Below are 15,971 nucleotides of genomic sequence, written 5' to 3' on the forward strand. Positions count from 1 at the left end.
CGCCACGCCAGCTCCGGCAGGACTCGCGCATAACCGAATGCGCGGTGCGCAATGGCGGCTGCTCGATAATTCGACGTGCCCGACGGCACGCATTCACGGAGACAACACCCATGAGCACGTCCCTTTCCGGCGGCGCGCAGCCGCATGCCGGCGCGAGTTCCGCCCTGGACCCCGCCCAGCGCGACGCCCTGTATCGCAAGCTGACCTGGCACATCATCCCGTTCCTGTTCCTCGCGTTCATCGTCGCGTATATCGATCGCGTCAACGTGAGCTTCGCGAAGCTGCAGATGCTCTCGGATCTGTCGCTATCGGAGACCGTGTACGGGGCCGGCGCAGGTGTCTTCTTCCTCGGCTACTTCCTCTTCGAGGTGCCGAGCAACCTGATCCTGCACCGCGTGGGCGCGCGTATGTGGATCGCCCGCATCATGGTCACGTGGTCGATCATCTCGTGCCTCACGATGTTCACGCAGGGGCCGGTGTCGTTCTACGTGCTGCGCTTCCTGCTCGGCGTGGCCGAGGCGGGCTTCTTCCCGGGCATCGTGCTCTATCTGTCGACGTGGTTTCCGTCGAGCAAGCGCTCGCAGATCATCGCGCTGTTCATGGTGGCGATTCCGGTGTCGGGCGCCATCGGCGGCCCGCTTTCGGGTTGGATCATGCAGCGGTTCGGCGGCATGCACGGTTATGCCGGCTGGCAGTGGCTGTTCCTCATCGAAGGACTGGCGTCGCTGCTCGTGGGCATTGCCGCCTTCTTCGTGCTGCAGGACCGGATCGAGACGGTGAAATGGCTCAGCGCCGACGAGAAGCGTCTGCTGGCGCAGGATCTCGCGGCGGATGACCGCACGCGCGCGCATCACAGCGTGCGCGAGGTGTTCGGCAGCGGCAAGGTCTGGCTGCTCGGCCTGCTCTACTTCTGCATCGCGATGGGCAACTATGGACTGGTGTTCTGGCTGCCGACGATGATCCGCGCGGCCGGCGTGGCCAACCTCGGCAACATCGGTCTGCTCTCGGCCGTGCCCTCGCTGGTGAGCGCCGTGGCAATGATCCTGATCGCGCGCCACGCGGACCGGCACAACGAGCGCCGCGTGCACGTGGCCGTTTGCTGCGTGCTGGGGGCGACCGGCATGCTTGCGTCGGTGCTGCTCGCCGACCATCTGTGGTGGTCGATGGCCGCGCTCGTCGTGGCCGCCATCGGCATCAACTCGATCGCACCGGTCTTCTGGGGCATTCCGACGGCCATGATGGGCGGCGCCGGTGCGGCGGCCGCCATCGCGCTGATCAATTCGACCGGCAATCTCGCGGGCTTCGTCAGCCCGTATGTCATCGGCTTCCTGAAGGACAGCACCGGCCAACTGCTGCCGGGCATGATCGTGCTCGCCTGCGTGCTGGCGGCCGGCGCCGTCATCGTGCTCTCGCTCAAGCCGCAGCGGAGCCAAGCATGAGTGTTCCCGTCTGTCTCGTCACCGGCGCCGCCACAGGCATCGGTGCGGCCACCGCCCTGCGCTTCGCCCGCGAGGGCTGGGCCGTCGCCATCAACAACTTCGACGACAGCACCCGTGCGGCGGCCGAAGCCATCGCCGCACAGTGCCGCGAAGCCGGTGCGCAAACGCTCGTGATCGACGCCGACGTCGGCGACGACGCCGCCTGCCGACGCATGACCGAGGCGGTCGCTTCGCGCTGGGGACGGCTCGACGCGTTGGTGAACAGCGCCGGCACGACCCGCGTGATTCCGCACGGCGAGCTCGACGCCATCGACGCCGCCGAGTTCGAGCGCATCTACCGCGTGAACCTCATCGGCATGTTTCAGATGACGCGAGCCGCCTCCGGACTGTTGCGAGCGCGCGCCGCCGAGGCGCCATCGGCGTCGGTCATCAATATTTCGTCGCTCGCATCGCTGAACGGCACCGGCTCGTCGATCGCGTATGCCGCGTCGAAGGGCGCGGTCAACGCGCTCACGCTCTCGCTCGCTCGCAACCTCGCGCCGCACGTTCGCGTGAACGCCATCGCCCCCGGCATGGTCGACGACGGCCTGCTGCGCCGCGTGCTCGGCGACGAGGCCTACGGCCGCGTGGTCGACGGCATGCGCGAGAACGCGCCACTCAAGCGGGTTTCGCAGCCGTCGGAAATCGCCGGGCTCGCCTGGTTTCTGACCGCCCACGCGCCCGCGATGACGGGGCAGGTGCTCGCCATCGAAAACGGCCTGCTGCTCAATACCTGAGCCCCACGACAAGACTCAAGGACGTCCCCCATGACTGACCTGCACAAACACCGCTCGCGCACCGTGACCGAAGGTGTGACGCGTACGCCGCACCGCGCCTTCCTGCGAGCCACGGGCCTCGACGACGAAGCGATCGACAAACCCTTCGTCGCCATCGTCGACACGTTCGGCGAGAACACGCCCTGCTCGATGTCGCTCAACCAGATCTCCGACAACGTGCGGCTCGGCGTGGCCGCCGGGGGCGGCGTGCCGATTCGCGGCTCGGCCATCTCGGTGTCGGACGGCACCTCGATGAACCACTCCGGCATGCGCTTCTCGCTGGTCTCGCGCGAGACGATCGCCGACAGCGTCGAGCTCTTCGTGCGTGCGCACTGCTATGACGCGCTCGTCGGCGTGGCCGGTTGCGACAAGACGCTGCCCGGCATTCTGATGGGCATGGTGCGCGTGAACGTGCCCGGCGTGTTCCTGTTCGGCGGCGCGATGTTGCCGGGCGTGGCGCCCGACGGTTCGCAAGCCACGATCCTCACGGCCATCGAGGCGGTGGGCACGGCCCAGCGCGGCGACATGTCCGCCGAGACGCTGCGCGGCATCGAGAAACGCTGCACGCCGACGGCCGGCTCCTGCCCGGGACAATTCACCGCGAACACGATGGCCATGGTCGCCGAAGTGCTCGGCCTCGCGCCGCTGGGCTCCGCGATGGTGCCCGCCGTGTACAGCGAGCGCATCGCCATCGCCCGCCGGGCCGGGGAGAACGTCATGCGCGCACTGCGCAACGGCGGACCGCTGCCGCGCGATCTGGTCACGCGCAAGAGCCTGGAGAATGCGTGCGCCGCCGTGGCCGCGACCGGCGGATCGACCAACGCCATGCTGCATATCCCCGCCATCGCGCATGAAGCGGGAATCCGTTTCACACTGGACGACGTGTCCGAAGTGCTCGCCCGCACGCCGCTCATCGGCGACATGCAACCGGGCGGACGCTACCTGGCCGTCGACCTGCACCACGTCGGCGGCGTGCCCGCCGTGCTCAACGCATTGCTCGCCGGCGGCCATCTTCACGCCGACACGCTCACGCAAAGCGGCGAGACCCTCGAAGTCGCGCTGCGAGCGTTCCCCGGGCCAGACGGACGCGTCGTCAAGCCGCACACCGAACCGCTCTCGCCCAACGCCGGCCTGGTGGTACTTCGCGGCAATCTCGCCCCGGACGGCGCCGCGCTCAAGACGGCCGGGCTCAAACAACTGGTGTTCTCCGGCACCGCGCGCGTATTCGAGACGGAGGAAGACTGCATGGCCGTGGTCTCGGCGCAGGCCTACCGCGAAGGCGACGTGCTCGTGATTCGTAACGAAGGCCCGAAGGGCGGCCCCGGCATGCGCGAAATGCTGAGCGTGACGGCCGCGATCTACGGTCAGGGGATGGGAGAGAAGGTGGCGCTGCTGACCGATGGCCGCTTCTCGGGCGCCACGCGCGGCATGTGCATCGGTTATGTCGGCCCCGAGGCGGCGGCGGGTGGACCGATCCGCTTGCTTCGCGACGGGGATCGCATCCACATCGACGCCATCAAGGGTAAGCTCGATGTCGAACTCTCCGACGAGGCGCTCGCCGCACGCGCCGCCGAGGCCAAGCCGTTCGTGCGCGGCCACCTTGGCGGCGTGCTCGAGAAGTACGAAGCGCTCGTGCGACCGGCCAAGCTCGGCGCCGTCACGCATTCGGGGGCCGTGCAATGGCCCTACGAAGCCTCGCTCGGGGAGACGTCAACCGTTGTCGAGGATATGAAGCGATGACCCACCCACGTGTAGGCTTTTGCGGCATCGGCCGCATGGGCGAACCCATGACGCGGCGGCTGCTGGCCGCCGGCCATGACGTCGCCGTCTGGAACCGCTCGGCCGCGAAGCTCGCGGCCCTGACCGACGCCGGTGCATTGGCGTGCGTGACGCCGCAGGCGCTGGGCGAATTCGTCGATATCGCGCTGCTGTGCCTGGGCGACGGCAAGGCCGTGGAGGACGTCGTCTTCGGCGAGCACGGTCTCGTGCATGCCGCGACGCCGCCGCGCTGCCTCGTCGATCATTCGACGCTCTCGCCCGCCCTCACGCGCACGCTCGCCAGGCGCTGGGCCGAGGCGACCGGCAGCGTGTGGATCGACGCCCCGGTCTCCGGCGGCACGGGCGGCGCCGAGGCCGGCACGCTCGCCATCATGGCGGGTGGACCGGCCGCCGACATCGAGGCCGTGACGCCGGTGCTGCGCACGTTTGCGGCGCGCGTGACCCGCATGGGCGACGTGGGCGCCGGTCAGACGACCAAGCTCGCCAATCAGGCCATCGTGGCGACGACGCTCGCCGGTCTGGCCGAGGCGTTCGTGCTGGCCAAGCGCAGCGGCATCGACACGGCGGCCGTGCCGTCGGCGCTGCAGGGCGGCTGGGCCGACTCCATCCTGCTGCAAACGCTGTGGCCGCGCATGGTCACGCCGCCCGAACAGGCGACCGGCACCGTGCGCGTGATGCTCAAGGATCTCGATGCGATCGCCGAACTGACACACACGAGCGCGACCGTGCAGCGCGTGCTGCCCGAAGTGCGCCGCCTGCTGAACGATGCCGTGCAACGCGGCATGGCGGATTGGGATCTGTCGCAGATTTTCCGAATCGGCGAAGCGGAAAGCGCGCCGGACGCCTGACGTCGGCGCCACAGGCGCACGGCCCCCCCGGACGCATTGCACGCCCGTCGTGCGCCGCCGTCGGCAGCCGCGCAATGGCGGCGGCGATACGACCGCGCCCTGCGCAGAGAGCGCGGTCGTCCTCTCTTACTTCACCTTCACGGTGGCGTAGTTCTGCCGTCCGAACGGGCTCACCTGATAGCCCGAGACTTCCGCCCGCGTGATCACCGCGGCGATCGGGTTGGCCAGCGGAATCCACAGCGCATCTTCCTTGATCGTCTTCTGCGCGGCCTGGTACTTGGCCGTGCGCGCCGCGATGTCGGCGGTGCGTTTGCCGTCGCTGATCAGCTTGTCGAGATTGGCGTCGCAGAAGCGGGCGAAGTTCGTGCCCGAGGTCACGGCCGCGCAACTGAATTGCGGCGTCAGGAAGTTGTCCGGATCGCCGTTGTCGCCCGACCAGCCCATGAACAGCAGATCATGCTCGCCCGCCTTGCCGCGGCGAATCAGCTCGCCCCACTCGACCGTCTTGATCTGCGCGCGCACGCCGATCTTCGCCAGATCGCTTTGCAGCATCTCAGCGCCTACGCGCGGGTTCGGATTGAGCAGGCTGCCGCTCGGACGCGTCCAGATCGTCGTCTCGAAGCCGTCGGGGAAACCGGCGTCCGCCAGCAGTTTCTTCGCCTTCTCGACGCTGTGCGGATAGTCGGCGACGTTCTTCGCATAGCTCCACGTGTTGGGCGGATAGACGTTGACCGCCGGCGTTGCCGTGCCCTCGAAGACCTGCTTGACGTAGCTCGGCTTGTCGAACGCGATGTTGAGCGCCTGGCGCACGCGCACGTCGTTCAGCGGCTTGTGCTGCGTGTTGATGGCGACGAACGCCGTCATGAACGCGGGCGTCTCCACCACGCGCAGGGCCTTGTCGCCGCGCGCGGCCTGCACGTCGAGCGGCTTGGGCGAGAGCGCGATCTGGCACTCGCCGACCTTGACCTTCTGTGCGCGCACGGCGGCGTCCGGCACGATGGTGTAGATGAGACGCTCGGACGCGGGCGCGCCGCCGAAGTAGGCCTTGTTCGCGTCGTAGCGCACGACGCTGTCCTTCTGGTAGCTGCGGAAGACGAACGGCCCGGTGCCGATCGGGCGCGCGTTGAGTTCATCGGTCTTGTTCGCGGCGATGAGCTTGTCCGCATACTCGGCCGAGTAGATCGACGCGAAGCCCATCGACAGCATCGACAGGAACGTGGCCTCGGGCTCGGACAGCGTGAAGCGCACCGTGTTCGCATCGACCTTCTGCACCGACTTGATCAGCTTGCCGAGCGAGAGCGATTGCGCATGCGGGAAACCCGACGGCGTGAGCTTGTGCCACGGCGCGTTGTCGTTGAGCATGCGATCGAACGTGAAGACGACGTCGTCGGCATTGAACGCGCGCGTCGGCTTGAAGAGATCGTTGCTGTGAAAGCTCACGTTCGGGCGCAGCGCAAACGTGTAGGTCAAACCATCGGGGCTCACTTCCCACCTGGTTGCGAGACTCGGCACGACCTTCGCCTGCGCGGCGTCGAATTCGACCAGCCGGTTGAACACCGGATCGGCGGACGCGTTGGTGGTCGTGAGCGAGTTGTAGCGCACGACGTCGAAGCCTTCCGGACTGGCTTCGGTGCATACGGTGAGGGCCTTGGCATGGGCCGCGAGCGGCACGAGCGGCAGGGACAGGACAGTCAGAACGGCAGCGATGGTATGACGCGAGCAACGGCGCATGAGCTTCTTCTCCAGGAAGTCGATGTCGGATGGCACAACAACGGCGCAGAATAGCGCAAATTCAGGACACCTGCCCTTGCCCCGCCGAATAACCATATATCGGCGGTTCGCAATGCCGAAACCGCGTGTCAGTTCTGCCAACCAAACGCCCGCACCCGATGCACGATGCTGTCGCGCGCGGCGACCACCGTCAGACGCGAACTCACCGACATGTCATAGAGATATCGCGTGCGCCCCGCGTAGGGCACGCTCACGTAGGGATGGGAAATCAGCGGTACGTCGGCGTGCGGCTCGGGCGCGTCGCCCTGGCCCGCCAGACGGGCCAGGCATAGCCGGTGCGCGGCGTCTCGCGACGGCGCGAGCGGATTGTCGGACAACACCTCGGGCGATGGTGGCTCGTCCGCACTCCCCAGCGCGGGGACGTGCGCCGCAAGCGCCAATGGGCCCTGCCCCAGCGCGACGAACAACCACAACCCGGCATGCGCCATGTCCACCCGCACCTTCCCGTGCGGCCCGTCGCACTCCATCGACGACACGCCGGGCGTTGCCGCGGGCACCGGCGCGTGGGCAGGCGAGCAATGGAACCAGCGGCCGAAGATCCAGCGCATGGCAATGCGCTCGGAGAGAAATCGGTGACGCATCTGCGTACGCGGCAAACGACGCGCCAACGCCTGCTCGGTCGCCGAAAGCCAGATCGTCCCGTCGTCGGGACCGCCGACGGCCGTCCCCGTCGCCCCGAACGGCCGTCCCGCCAACAAAAAGCGCCAGAGCCACAGTTCGTCGCTGGCACATTGGGAAAGTGGCTTGACAGCGGTGGCGTCCGATCCGCTCGCTGCCACGCTCCCGTCGCTGCTCGCGAGCGCACGATGGCGCGCGCCGCCGCCCGGCACTTTTCGCTCGTCCTGCCCGAATTGCCCCAGCGGCACGTACGTCAGCGAAGGCGTCGGGATCGAGGCCACGCGCGGCGTCAGATCGAGCGTGCGTTTCAACGTCAACATTTGCGACCTCCACAGGCGAGGTCTCCGGTGACGCGGTCCATGCATCGCAACTTGCCCTCGCCTCGGCACGCAAGTCGGTCGCACCCGGCGCATGCACGTCACCGGCGGCCATTCATTCGATCAAAATAGAAATGAGAATCATTATCAAATGATAACACAAGGACGACCGTACGAACGGCCGCCGAGGAGGGCGAAGAATGGGAAGACGAGGGCTGCAAGCCCCGATATTTCAGGCGCTGGCCGGCAACGGCGGCCGATAGCCGAGTGCGTGGCTCGCGGCCAGCGCTTCGCGGCGCACGGCTTCGCCGATGGGGCCGTCCATGCGGGCGTCGAAGCCGCCGGTCGCGCCCAGCGCCGTGATGACGCCGACGAGCCGGCCGTCATAGTTGAAGACCGGCGCAGCCAGTGCGCTGATGCCCGTGAGGTTGGTGTCGCGCACACTGGCCCCCTGCGCCGCACGCACCGACGCGCGCAACGTGCCGATCGGGTCCAGCGGATCGAGTTGGGCGCGATGTTCGGGTGTCGCGTGGGCAAGTTCGCTCTCGGCCATCGCCAGCACCTGCGGATCGTCGAGCAAGCCGAGGAATACACGTCCGGCGGCGGACCACAGCACGGACATGACCGAGCCGATACGCACGTTGATCGTCACCGGCAGCCCCGGCTCCTCGAAACGTACGATGGTCGGCCCCTTGTTGCCCATGACCGCAATGAAACAGGTGACGTCGAAGGCTTCGCGCAGACGCACGAGCGCCGGCTCGGCAGCCCGGACGGGATCGGCCTGTCGCATGGCGGCCACCCCGATCAGCATGGCTTCGAGGCCGAGGTAATAGTGTTGGGAGTCGGCGTCCTGCGCGACCAGCCCCTCCTCCACCAGACTCATCAGATAACGGTGGACCTTGGCGGGGCTTTGCTGCACGTGCTGCGCCAGCATGGTGAGACTCGCGCGACCGCCCAGACGGGCCAGTCCCTTGAGCACGACCATGCCGGTCTCGGCCGACTGGACGCGTTGCCGGCGCCCGCGCTCGCGAGGCATCTCGGCATTGTCGGTGCCGACATTTCCGGCATTTTCAGCATCCTGCAAGCCATCGAGGCCGGACGCGCCGACGCCGTCAGCCGTACGGGAAAGCGCGGCGGCACTGCGCGTGCGGCCGGCGGTGGGTCGTTTTGTTGTCGTCATCGGCGAGATTTTAAGACGCAAATCGACGTCGTCCGACATCGGGGGTCTAGAGGTTAACCCCAGTCCACCAATTTACGCAATGCGTATTATATTTACGCTTAACAGATCAAGAGAATGCGACTCCCTGTATGCGCGAGCGCCGCGACATCGGACGGATCGCATCGGATGAGGAGACGTCAGGCAGCCGCGCCCGCGGTTCGCGTGGGCACACTGTGCGCCGGTCCGACGCTCCTCTACACTTGTTTCATTGCGTGTGTCGCCGCGAGTCCCGCGTGGCCGGCGTCACCCCCGACCCAGAGAGCGTGAACGGATGAGTCAAACGATTGCCCCCACCCCCGATACGACCGCGGCCAGCGCCGGCGGCTGCCCCTTTCATCAGAAGACCGACCTGCGGGCGCCCAACGGCTGTCCGGTCAGTGCGCGTGCGGCCGAGTTCGATCCGTTTGAAGACGGCTATCAGCAAGACCCGCCGGAATATGTGCGCTGGGCGCGCGAGCAGGAACCGGTGTTCTACAGTCCGAAGCTCGGCTACTGGGTCGTGACGCGTTACGACGACATCAAGGCGATTTTCCGCGACAACATCACGTTCAGCCCGTCGATCGCGCTGGAGAAGATCACGCCGACCGGGCCGGAAGCCAACGCCGTGCTCGCGTCGTACGGCTTCGCGCTCAACCGGACGCTGGTCAACGAAGACGAGCCCGCGCACATGCCGCGCCGCCGCGTGCTGATGGAGCCGTTCACGCCGGAACATCTCAAGCATCACGAACCGCTCGTGCGGCAACTCGCACGCGAGTATGTCGATCGCTTCATCGACGACGGCCGCGCCGATCTCGTCGACCAGATGCTGTGGGAAGTCCCCCTCACGGTGGCGCTGCACTTCCTGGGCGTGCCCGAAGAGGATATGGACAAGCTGCGCGAGTACTCCATCGCGCACACGGTCAACACGTGGGGACGCCCGAAGCCCGAGGAACAGATGGCCGTCGCACACGCCGTGGGCAATTTCTGGCAGCTCGCGGGCAAGATTCTCGAAAAAATGCGTCAGAACCCGGACGGTCCGGGCTGGATGCAATACGGCATACGCAAGCAGAAGGATCATCCGGAAGTCGTCACCGACTCCTATCTGCATTCGATGATGATGGCCGGCATCGTCGCCGCGCACGAGACGACGGCGAACGCCACGGCCAACGCGATGAAGCTGTTGCTGCAGCATCCGGACGTCTGGCGCGAAATCTGCGAAGACCCATCGCTGATTCCCAACGCGGTCGAGGAGTGCCTGCGACACAACGGTTCGGTGGCCGCGTGGCGTCGTCTGGCAACGAAGGACGTGACCATCGGCGGCATCGACATTCCTGCGGGATCGAAGCTGCTGATCGTGTCGTCGTCGGCCAATCACGACGAGCGTCACTTTGCCGATGCCGATCTGTTCGACATCCGCCGTGAAAACGCGAGCGACCAACTGACCTTCGGCTACGGCTCGCACCAGTGCATGGGCAAGAACCTCGCGCGCATGGAGATGCAGATCTTCCTCGAGGAATTCACGCGCCGCCTGCCGCACATGAAGCTTGCGGCGCAGAAGTTCACATACGTCCCGAACACGTCGTTCCGCGGCCCGGAGCATCTGTGGGTCGAATGGGATCCGGCGCAGAACCCCGAGCGCCGCGACCCGGCCGTTCTGGAGCGCCACTCGCCCGTGCGCATCGGCGAGCCGTCGGGTCATAGCGTCACGCGTCCGGTCGTGGTCGAGTCGGTCACGCCGGTGGCCGAGGGCATCGTGAAGCTCCGTCTCGTGGCGCCGGACGGTCGCGCGCTGCCGCGTTGGGCGCCTGGCTCGCACGTCGATGTCGAGTGCGGCGACACCGGGCTCTCGCGCCAGTATTCGCTGTGCGGCGATCCGGCGGACGCAGGCGCCTTCGAAATCGCGGTGCTGCACGAGCCGGAAGGCCGTGGCGGCTCGAACTGGATGCACACGCAGGTGCGCGTCGGCGATCGGCTGCGCATTCGCGGCCCGCGCAATCACTTCCGTCTGGACGAGAACACGCCGCGTGCGATCTTCGTCGCCGGTGGGATCGGGGTGACGCCGATTGCCGCGATGGCGCGTCGCGCGAAGGCGCTCGGCATCGACTACGAGATCCATTACAGCGGTCGCAGCCGTCGCACGATGGCGCTCGTCGACGAACTGCAGGCGCTGCATGGCGACCGTCTGCATCTGTGGGTGAAGGACGAAGGCCGGCGCGCGGACTACGCACAACAGTTCGCCACGCCGCAAGCCGGCACGCAGATCTACGCCTGTGGCCCCGTGCGCATGCTCGACGGGCTGGCCGAATGCTGCGCGCATTGGCCGGAAGACTCGCTGCGCGTGGAGCATTTCCAGTCGAAACTGGGCACGCTCGATCCGGAGAAGGAGCATGCGTTCGAAGTCACGCTCAAGGATTCCGGCATCACGGTCGCGGTGCCCGCCGACCAGACGCTGCTCACCGCCCTGCGCGCTGCGAACATCGACGTGCAGAGCGACTGCGAGGAAGGTCTGTGCGGCTCATGCGAGGTGCAGGTGATCGAAGGCGAGGTAGACCATCGCGACGTGGTGCTCACGCGCGCCGAACGCGATGCGAACACGAAGATGATGTCGTGCTGCTCACGCGCCTGCGGCAAAAAACTGGTGCTGGCACTGTGATGCGGTAACGCGGATATCGCGACAGCTCGCGGTAATCCCTGCTGCGATGGAAAACGACAAGGGGCGCCGTTCACCACGGCGCCCCAGATTGCTGACGAACCCCTCGTTTTTCGGAGCGAGGGGTTTCGTCTTTCTGGAATCAGGATTGCGGACTCGCCGCGAGCGAGCAGTCGAATCTGCTGGGCAAACGGCTCACCAGGCGCAGCAGGATGCGTACGAAGCGCCAATCAGGACCCGCTAGCCCGTTTTTCTTGCTCCGTTCCAGCAGCATCGCGATCTTCTTGATGTTCTGCGCCGTCGCAGCCAGCAAGCACTGCTCGGCCACCTTGCGTAGTCCACGCATGCGCGCATAGCGATGCCCGTGCAGTTGCTTGGCATCGGCGAAGCTGCGCTCCACCGTCTCCTTGCGCCGGGCGTAAATGCGTTGGCCCCATTGCGTTAGACGTCGCGCATCGACTCGCTCCTTGGCGCGTTCCCAGACGTGGCGCGTCACCACCTTCACTGCGTTGGCACTGTTCGTGCACTGCGCGCGTACCGGGCAGCGCCAGCATATCTTCGGATTGGATTTGTACTCCCGATAGCCGAGCCGATTGGTCGTGCTGTAAGGCAGCGCCTGTCCCTGTGGGCACACATACTCGTTGCGATACGCGTCGTACTTGAACTGCCGTTTGTAGAACAGGCCCGGCTTGTGGTTCGGCGTGCGATAGCCCATTACCCCGGCAATCTCCCGCTCCTCCAAGCCTTGGCATACCGCCGGCGTGAAGTAGCCCGCATCTAGCCCAACCGCCTCCACCTTGAACTCGAAGCGCTCGCGCTGTCGGTCCAGCCGATCCAGATACGGCTGGCTGTCGTGCACCGAGGCCGGCGTCACATGCGTATCGGTGATGATCGCGTGCTTCGCGTCCACCGTGCGATGGTCCAGATAGAAGAATCCCTTCGGCTTGCCGTCCCGCACCATGTAGCCGCTGTCCGGATCGGTCCGGCTGATCTTGGTGTCCTTGCTCGACGGCGGCTCATCGTCGTCACGATCGAGCGGCTTCTTGCCGTGCGCCGCCCGATCCGCATCCACCGCGGCATTGAGTGCCTGCGTATATGCCGCGGGCGTCTGCTCCAGCTTTACCACGTCGAACTTGTTCTTGTTCGCGTTGGCCTTCAGGTGCGTACTGTCCGTGTACAGCACCCGACCATCGACCAGCCCACGCTTGATCGCCTGACGCACGATCTCGTCGAAGATCTCTTGGTACACCGCCGTGTCCGTGAAGCGCCGTCGGCGATTCTGCGAGAACGTCGAGGCATCCGGCACCTTGTCGGTCAGCCGAAAGCGGGCGAACCAGCGATAGGCGACGTTCACCTGTACCTCGCGCATCAACTGCCGCTCGCTGCGCACCCCAAACAGATAGCCAATGAACAGCAGCTTGAACATCACCACAGGATCGAGCGCGGGCCGCCCGTTGTCCGCGCAGTACAGATGCGCGACCTTCTCGCGGATGAATTCGAAATCCACCGCCGCGTCGATCTGGCGCAGTAAGTGGTCCTTTGGCACGAGTTCCTCGAGCGTCACCATCTCGAGTTCGTGCTGCGTGGGCGTTGGCGTCTTCAACATCCCGCTATTAAAAACAAAACCCTCGCACTTGGCGAGGGTTTGTCAGCAATCTGGGGCGCCGTTCACCACGGCGCCCTTTGTTCATTGGTGGTTCAGTGCGACTGCGCCGGGCGACGCATCATCAGCATGGCGATGAGGGCGAGTAACGAGAAGCCGCACATCACCGTGGCGAGCGGGCGTGGCGTACCGTCGTTGAGCGCCCCCAGCAAGCCGCCCGCCGCGAAGCCCAGGCCGTACTGCACACTGCCCACGAGCGCCGCCGCCGCGCCGGCGCGAGTCGGATGGTTGGCCAGCGCGCCGGCGACCGAGTTCGCCGTGATGATGCCGCGCAACGACATGAACAGAAACAGCAACGCCACCATCAGCGGCAGGATCGCAATGCCCAGCCACGCCGTGGCGCAAAGCACCGTCGTCACGATGGCGCAGCCGACGATGCCGACGCGCATGAGCCGGTAGGCGCCGATCTGCCCTACACGCCGCGAGTTGAACATCGTCATCGACGCCATGCCCACGATGTTGATCCCGAAAAGCACGCCGAAAATCTGCGGCGAGACGTGGAAGTACTCCATGTAGACCAGCGGCGTACCGGTGATGTACGTGAACGAGGCGCCGAACACCGCCCCGCCCGCGAGCATGTAGCCCACGAAGTGCGGGTCGCGCAGCAAATGCCAGTACGACATGACGACCGCGCGCGGGCCGCCCTGCGTGCGCGCATGCGCAGCCCCCGTCTCCGGCAAGCGCCACAACGCGAGCATGGCCACCGCGCCGAACACCGCCAGAATGGCGAAGATCACCCGCCAGCTCGTGAAGCGCAGCATCTGCCCGCCGATGAGCGGCGCGACGATGGGCGCCACGCTCATCACGAGCAGCATGATCGAGAACGCGCGAGCACTGTTGCGCGGTCCATAGACGTCGCGCACGATCGCCTGGGCGATCACCGGCATCGCGCAGCCGCCGAGCGCCTGCACGAAGCGCCACATCATCATGTGATCGATGCTGTCGGCGAACGCACAGCCGATGCTGCCGAAAATGTAGAGCGCAATGCCGGCCGCCATCGGGCGACGGCGGCCGAAACGGTCCGCGAGCGGCCCCCACAACAACTGCCCGAACGCAAAGCCGAGAAAGAAGTACGACAGCGTGAGCTGAGCGGCCGCCGCGCTCGCCCCCAACTCGTGACGCATCGTCACAAGCCCCGGTAGATACATGTCGGTGGAGGCGGGCGCAATCATCATGAACAAGCCGAGAATGCCCAGCAAGACCCGCTCGGAAGGCAACGCAGGAGAAAGTTCGGACGTCGATGTCATTGTCGTTATGGTGAGCGCCGCGATGCACGCCGCGCCTGAGGTGAAGCCGGGGTGCCGTGACGCGGCAAGACCTGAAACCGCCTGCGTATTCCGCACTGCCGCGGCAAATGGCACAACGCCCGCCATGATACCGCCGGCGGGCGTTGCATTTTCATACTCGATCGTTATGGCAGCACTAACCTCTGCTTATGCCAACGGCGGGCGCATCAGTTGGCTGTCGCGGCGCGCAGGCTTGCGCCGCCGCGCTGCGTGCGGGCAATGGCGAGCACGCCGATCAGCGACACGCACGCAGGCACGGCCGCCGCCAGGAACAGCGACGACGAGGACCACTGCAGATGCATGAGCGCGCCGCCAAGCACCGGGCCCAGCACGGAACCGATGCGACCGACGCCCAGGCTCCAGCCGATGCCCGTCGAGCGCAGCGACGTCGGATAGTACGTCGCGGCCAGCGCATTGAGCGCCGGCTGACCGCCGATGATCGAGAAGCCCGCGAAGAAGATCGCAACGAACACCGCCACCATCGACACCATCACCACCGGGTTGCCGATGGCCGCCGTGGCCGCAATGGCGATGAGGAACGTGACCGCGAGCACACTCGTGAAGCCCACGCGATCGATCACTCGACCGAGCAACAACGTGCCGATCACGCCGCCCGCCCACAGGGCCGTGCCGGCCATCACGGCGACTTGCGTCGAGTAGCCGGCGTCGCGAATCACCGTCGGCAGCCAGTTCGACAGGAAGTACATGTCGAGCAGATTGGCGAAGTTGATGACCCACAGCAGCAACGTCACGCGCGCACGGCCGTCCTTGAACAGTTCCACGAACGGCATGCCCTTGGCCTTCTGCTCGTCGAGCACGAAATTCGCATCGACGGGAATGTTCGCGGCGGGCGCCACACGCATCAACTGCTTGCGAATGCGCGCGCGGTCGCTCTTCCTGAACATCAGGAACTGGATCGACTCGGGCAGCGACGCCCACATCAGGAAACCGAGCACCAGCGGAATCGCGCCGCCGATGTAGAACACGGCGCGCCAGCCCAGGCTCGGGATGATGGCCGCCGTGATCAGGCCGCCCACCACGCCGCCGAGCGTGAAGCCGCACGACACGATCATCATGAGCGAGACGCGAATGCGTCGCGGGCTGTACTCGCCCGCGAGCGCCATGGCGTTGGGCATGATGCAGCCCAGCCCCAGACCGGCGGCGAAGCGCCAGACCACGAGTTCGGTGATCGTGTTGGCAAAGCCGGTCACGATCATGCACACCGAAAAGAACAGCGTCGCGCCGATGAGCACCGGGCGGCGGCCCAGCTTGTCGGCCAGCGCCGAGAACGTCAGCGAGCCCACCAGCATGCCGAACAGTCCCGCGCCGAACACCGGCGAGAGCGTTTCCTTGGCAATGCCCCACTCGCGGATCACCACCGGCGCCACGTAGCCCATGGCCTGCACGTCGAAACCGTCGACGACCAGGCACATCGCGCACAACACAATCACCCACCACTGATAAGGCCCGAGGCGACTCTCGTCGATCAACGCACCCACATTCACTTCTGCTGCTTTCATCCTGTCTCCAAACATTCTCGCAACTTCATGGCATTGCGTCCCGGTCG

At 66.2% G+C, this 15,971-nt stretch carries 11 protein-coding genes; 5 read left to right on the forward strand and 6 right to left on the reverse strand.

Annotated elements, in window-relative coordinates; all coding sequences use genetic code 11:
- Positions 1–110: 110 nt before the first annotated feature.
- From RO07_RS16040 to RO07_RS16055, 4 genes are read left to right on the forward strand one after another with little or no spacing between them, the layout of a single operon-like run.
- Positions 111–1,439 (forward strand): MFS transporter, encoded by a 1,329-nt coding sequence (locus RO07_RS16040; RefSeq protein WP_039412315.1) that lies wholly within the window; start codon positions 111–113, stop codon positions 1,437–1,439.
- On the forward strand, positions 1,436–2,215 hold the full coding sequence (locus RO07_RS16045; protein ID WP_039412320.1) for an SDR family NAD(P)-dependent oxidoreductase: 780 nt from the start codon (positions 1,436–1,438) through the stop codon (positions 2,213–2,215). The genes RO07_RS16040 and RO07_RS16045 overlap by 4 nt, the downstream gene beginning before the upstream one ends.
- 30 nt (positions 2,216–2,245) lie before the next feature.
- A complete protein-coding gene (gene ilvD / locus RO07_RS16050) occupies positions 2,246–3,994 on the forward strand; it encodes a dihydroxy-acid dehydratase (RefSeq protein WP_039412323.1) in 1,749 nt (582 codons plus the stop codon).
- Positions 3,991–4,881 carry an NAD(P)-dependent oxidoreductase gene (locus RO07_RS16055; RefSeq protein ID WP_039412326.1) on the forward strand — a complete coding sequence of 297 codons (891 nt, stop codon included), beginning with the start codon at positions 3,991–3,993 and terminating at the stop codon, positions 4,879–4,881. The genes ilvD and RO07_RS16055 overlap by 4 nt, the downstream gene beginning before the upstream one ends.
- Before the next feature lie 126 nt (positions 4,882–5,007).
- Here RO07_RS16055 and RO07_RS16060 read toward each other — a convergent pair whose 3' ends face one another.
- From RO07_RS16060 to RO07_RS16070, 3 genes are all read right to left on the reverse strand, one after another.
- Entirely contained in the window at positions 5,008–6,612 is a 1,605-nt protein-coding gene (locus RO07_RS16060; RefSeq protein WP_039415773.1) for an ABC transporter substrate-binding protein, read from the reverse strand.
- 128 nt (positions 6,613–6,740) lie between these two features.
- Positions 6,741–7,610 (reverse strand): 4'-phosphopantetheinyl transferase family protein, encoded by an 870-nt coding sequence (locus tag RO07_RS16065; RefSeq protein WP_039412329.1) that lies wholly within the window; start codon positions 7,608–7,610, stop codon positions 6,741–6,743.
- A gap of 229 nt (positions 7,611–7,839) precedes the next feature.
- Positions 7,840–8,643, reverse strand: a complete 804-nt coding sequence (locus tag RO07_RS16070; protein WP_039415775.1) for an IclR family transcriptional regulator — start codon at positions 8,641–8,643, stop codon at positions 7,840–7,842.
- A gap of 454 nt (positions 8,644–9,097) precedes the next feature.
- Here RO07_RS16070 and RO07_RS16075 point away from each other — a divergent pair, with 454 nt between their 5' ends.
- The gene (locus RO07_RS16075) at positions 9,098–11,458 is read left to right on the forward strand and encodes a cytochrome P450/oxidoreductase (protein WP_039412331.1); all 2,361 of its coding nucleotides are present in this window, start codon (positions 9,098–9,100) and stop codon (positions 11,456–11,458) included.
- 139 nt (positions 11,459–11,597) lie between these two features.
- Here RO07_RS16075 and RO07_RS16080 read toward each other — a convergent pair whose 3' ends face one another.
- The 3 genes from RO07_RS16080 to RO07_RS16090 all read right to left on the reverse strand — a co-directional run bounded on the left by RO07_RS16080 (position 11,598) and on the right by RO07_RS16090 (position 15,924).
- Positions 11,598–13,061: an IS1182 family transposase gene (locus tag RO07_RS16080; protein ID WP_039412334.1), complete on the reverse strand. Its 1,464-nt coding sequence runs from the start codon at positions 13,059–13,061 to the stop codon at positions 11,598–11,600.
- 92 nt (positions 13,062–13,153) lie between these two features.
- Entirely contained in the window at positions 13,154–14,365 is a 1,212-nt protein-coding gene (locus tag RO07_RS16085) for a multidrug effflux MFS transporter (RefSeq protein WP_039412336.1), read from the reverse strand.
- A 206-nt stretch (positions 14,366–14,571) separates the two neighbouring features.
- Positions 14,572–15,924, reverse strand: coding sequence for an MFS transporter (locus tag RO07_RS16090; protein ID WP_052267381.1), 1,353 nt, complete (start codon positions 15,922–15,924; stop codon positions 14,572–14,574).
- Positions 15,925–15,971: the final 47 nt, after the last annotated feature.

Source organism: Pandoraea pulmonicola (genome assembly GCF_000815105.2).
GTDB lineage: Bacteria > Pseudomonadota > Gammaproteobacteria > Burkholderiales > Burkholderiaceae > Pandoraea > Pandoraea pulmonicola.

Excerpts from the sequence above, each read along its gene's own strand:
- RO07_RS16040 (WP_039412315.1), top strand. The coding sequence starts at position 111 with ATGAGCACGTCCCTTTCCGGCGGCGCGCAGCCGCATGCCGGCGCGAGT.
- RO07_RS16070 (WP_039415775.1), bottom strand. The coding sequence starts at position 8,643 with ATGCCTCGCGAGCGCGGGCGCCGGCAACGCGTCCAGTCGGCCGAGACC.
- ilvD (WP_039412323.1), top strand. The coding sequence starts at position 2,246 with ATGACTGACCTGCACAAACACCGCTCGCGCACCGTGACCGAAGGTGTG.
- RO07_RS16045 (WP_039412320.1), top strand. The coding sequence starts at position 1,436 with ATGAGTGTTCCCGTCTGTCTCGTCACCGGCGCCGCCACAGGCATCGGT.
- RO07_RS16075 (WP_039412331.1), top strand. The coding sequence starts at position 9,098 with ATGAGTCAAACGATTGCCCCCACCCCCGATACGACCGCGGCCAGCGCC.
- RO07_RS16055 (WP_039412326.1), top strand. The coding sequence starts at position 3,991 with ATGACCCACCCACGTGTAGGCTTTTGCGGCATCGGCCGCATGGGCGAA.
- RO07_RS16080 (WP_039412334.1), bottom strand. The coding sequence starts at position 13,061 with ATGTTGAAGACGCCAACGCCCACGCAGCACGAACTCGAGATGGTGACG.
- RO07_RS16065 (WP_039412329.1), bottom strand. The coding sequence starts at position 7,610 with ATGTTGACGTTGAAACGCACGCTCGATCTGACGCCGCGCGTGGCCTCG.
- RO07_RS16085 (WP_039412336.1), bottom strand. The coding sequence starts at position 14,365 with ATGACATCGACGTCCGAACTTTCTCCTGCGTTGCCTTCCGAGCGGGTC.
- RO07_RS16090 (WP_052267381.1), bottom strand. The coding sequence starts at position 15,924 with ATGAAAGCAGCAGAAGTGAATGTGGGTGCGTTGATCGACGAGAGTCGC.
- RO07_RS16060 (WP_039415773.1), bottom strand. The coding sequence starts at position 6,612 with ATGCGCCGTTGCTCGCGTCATACCATCGCTGCCGTTCTGACTGTCCTG.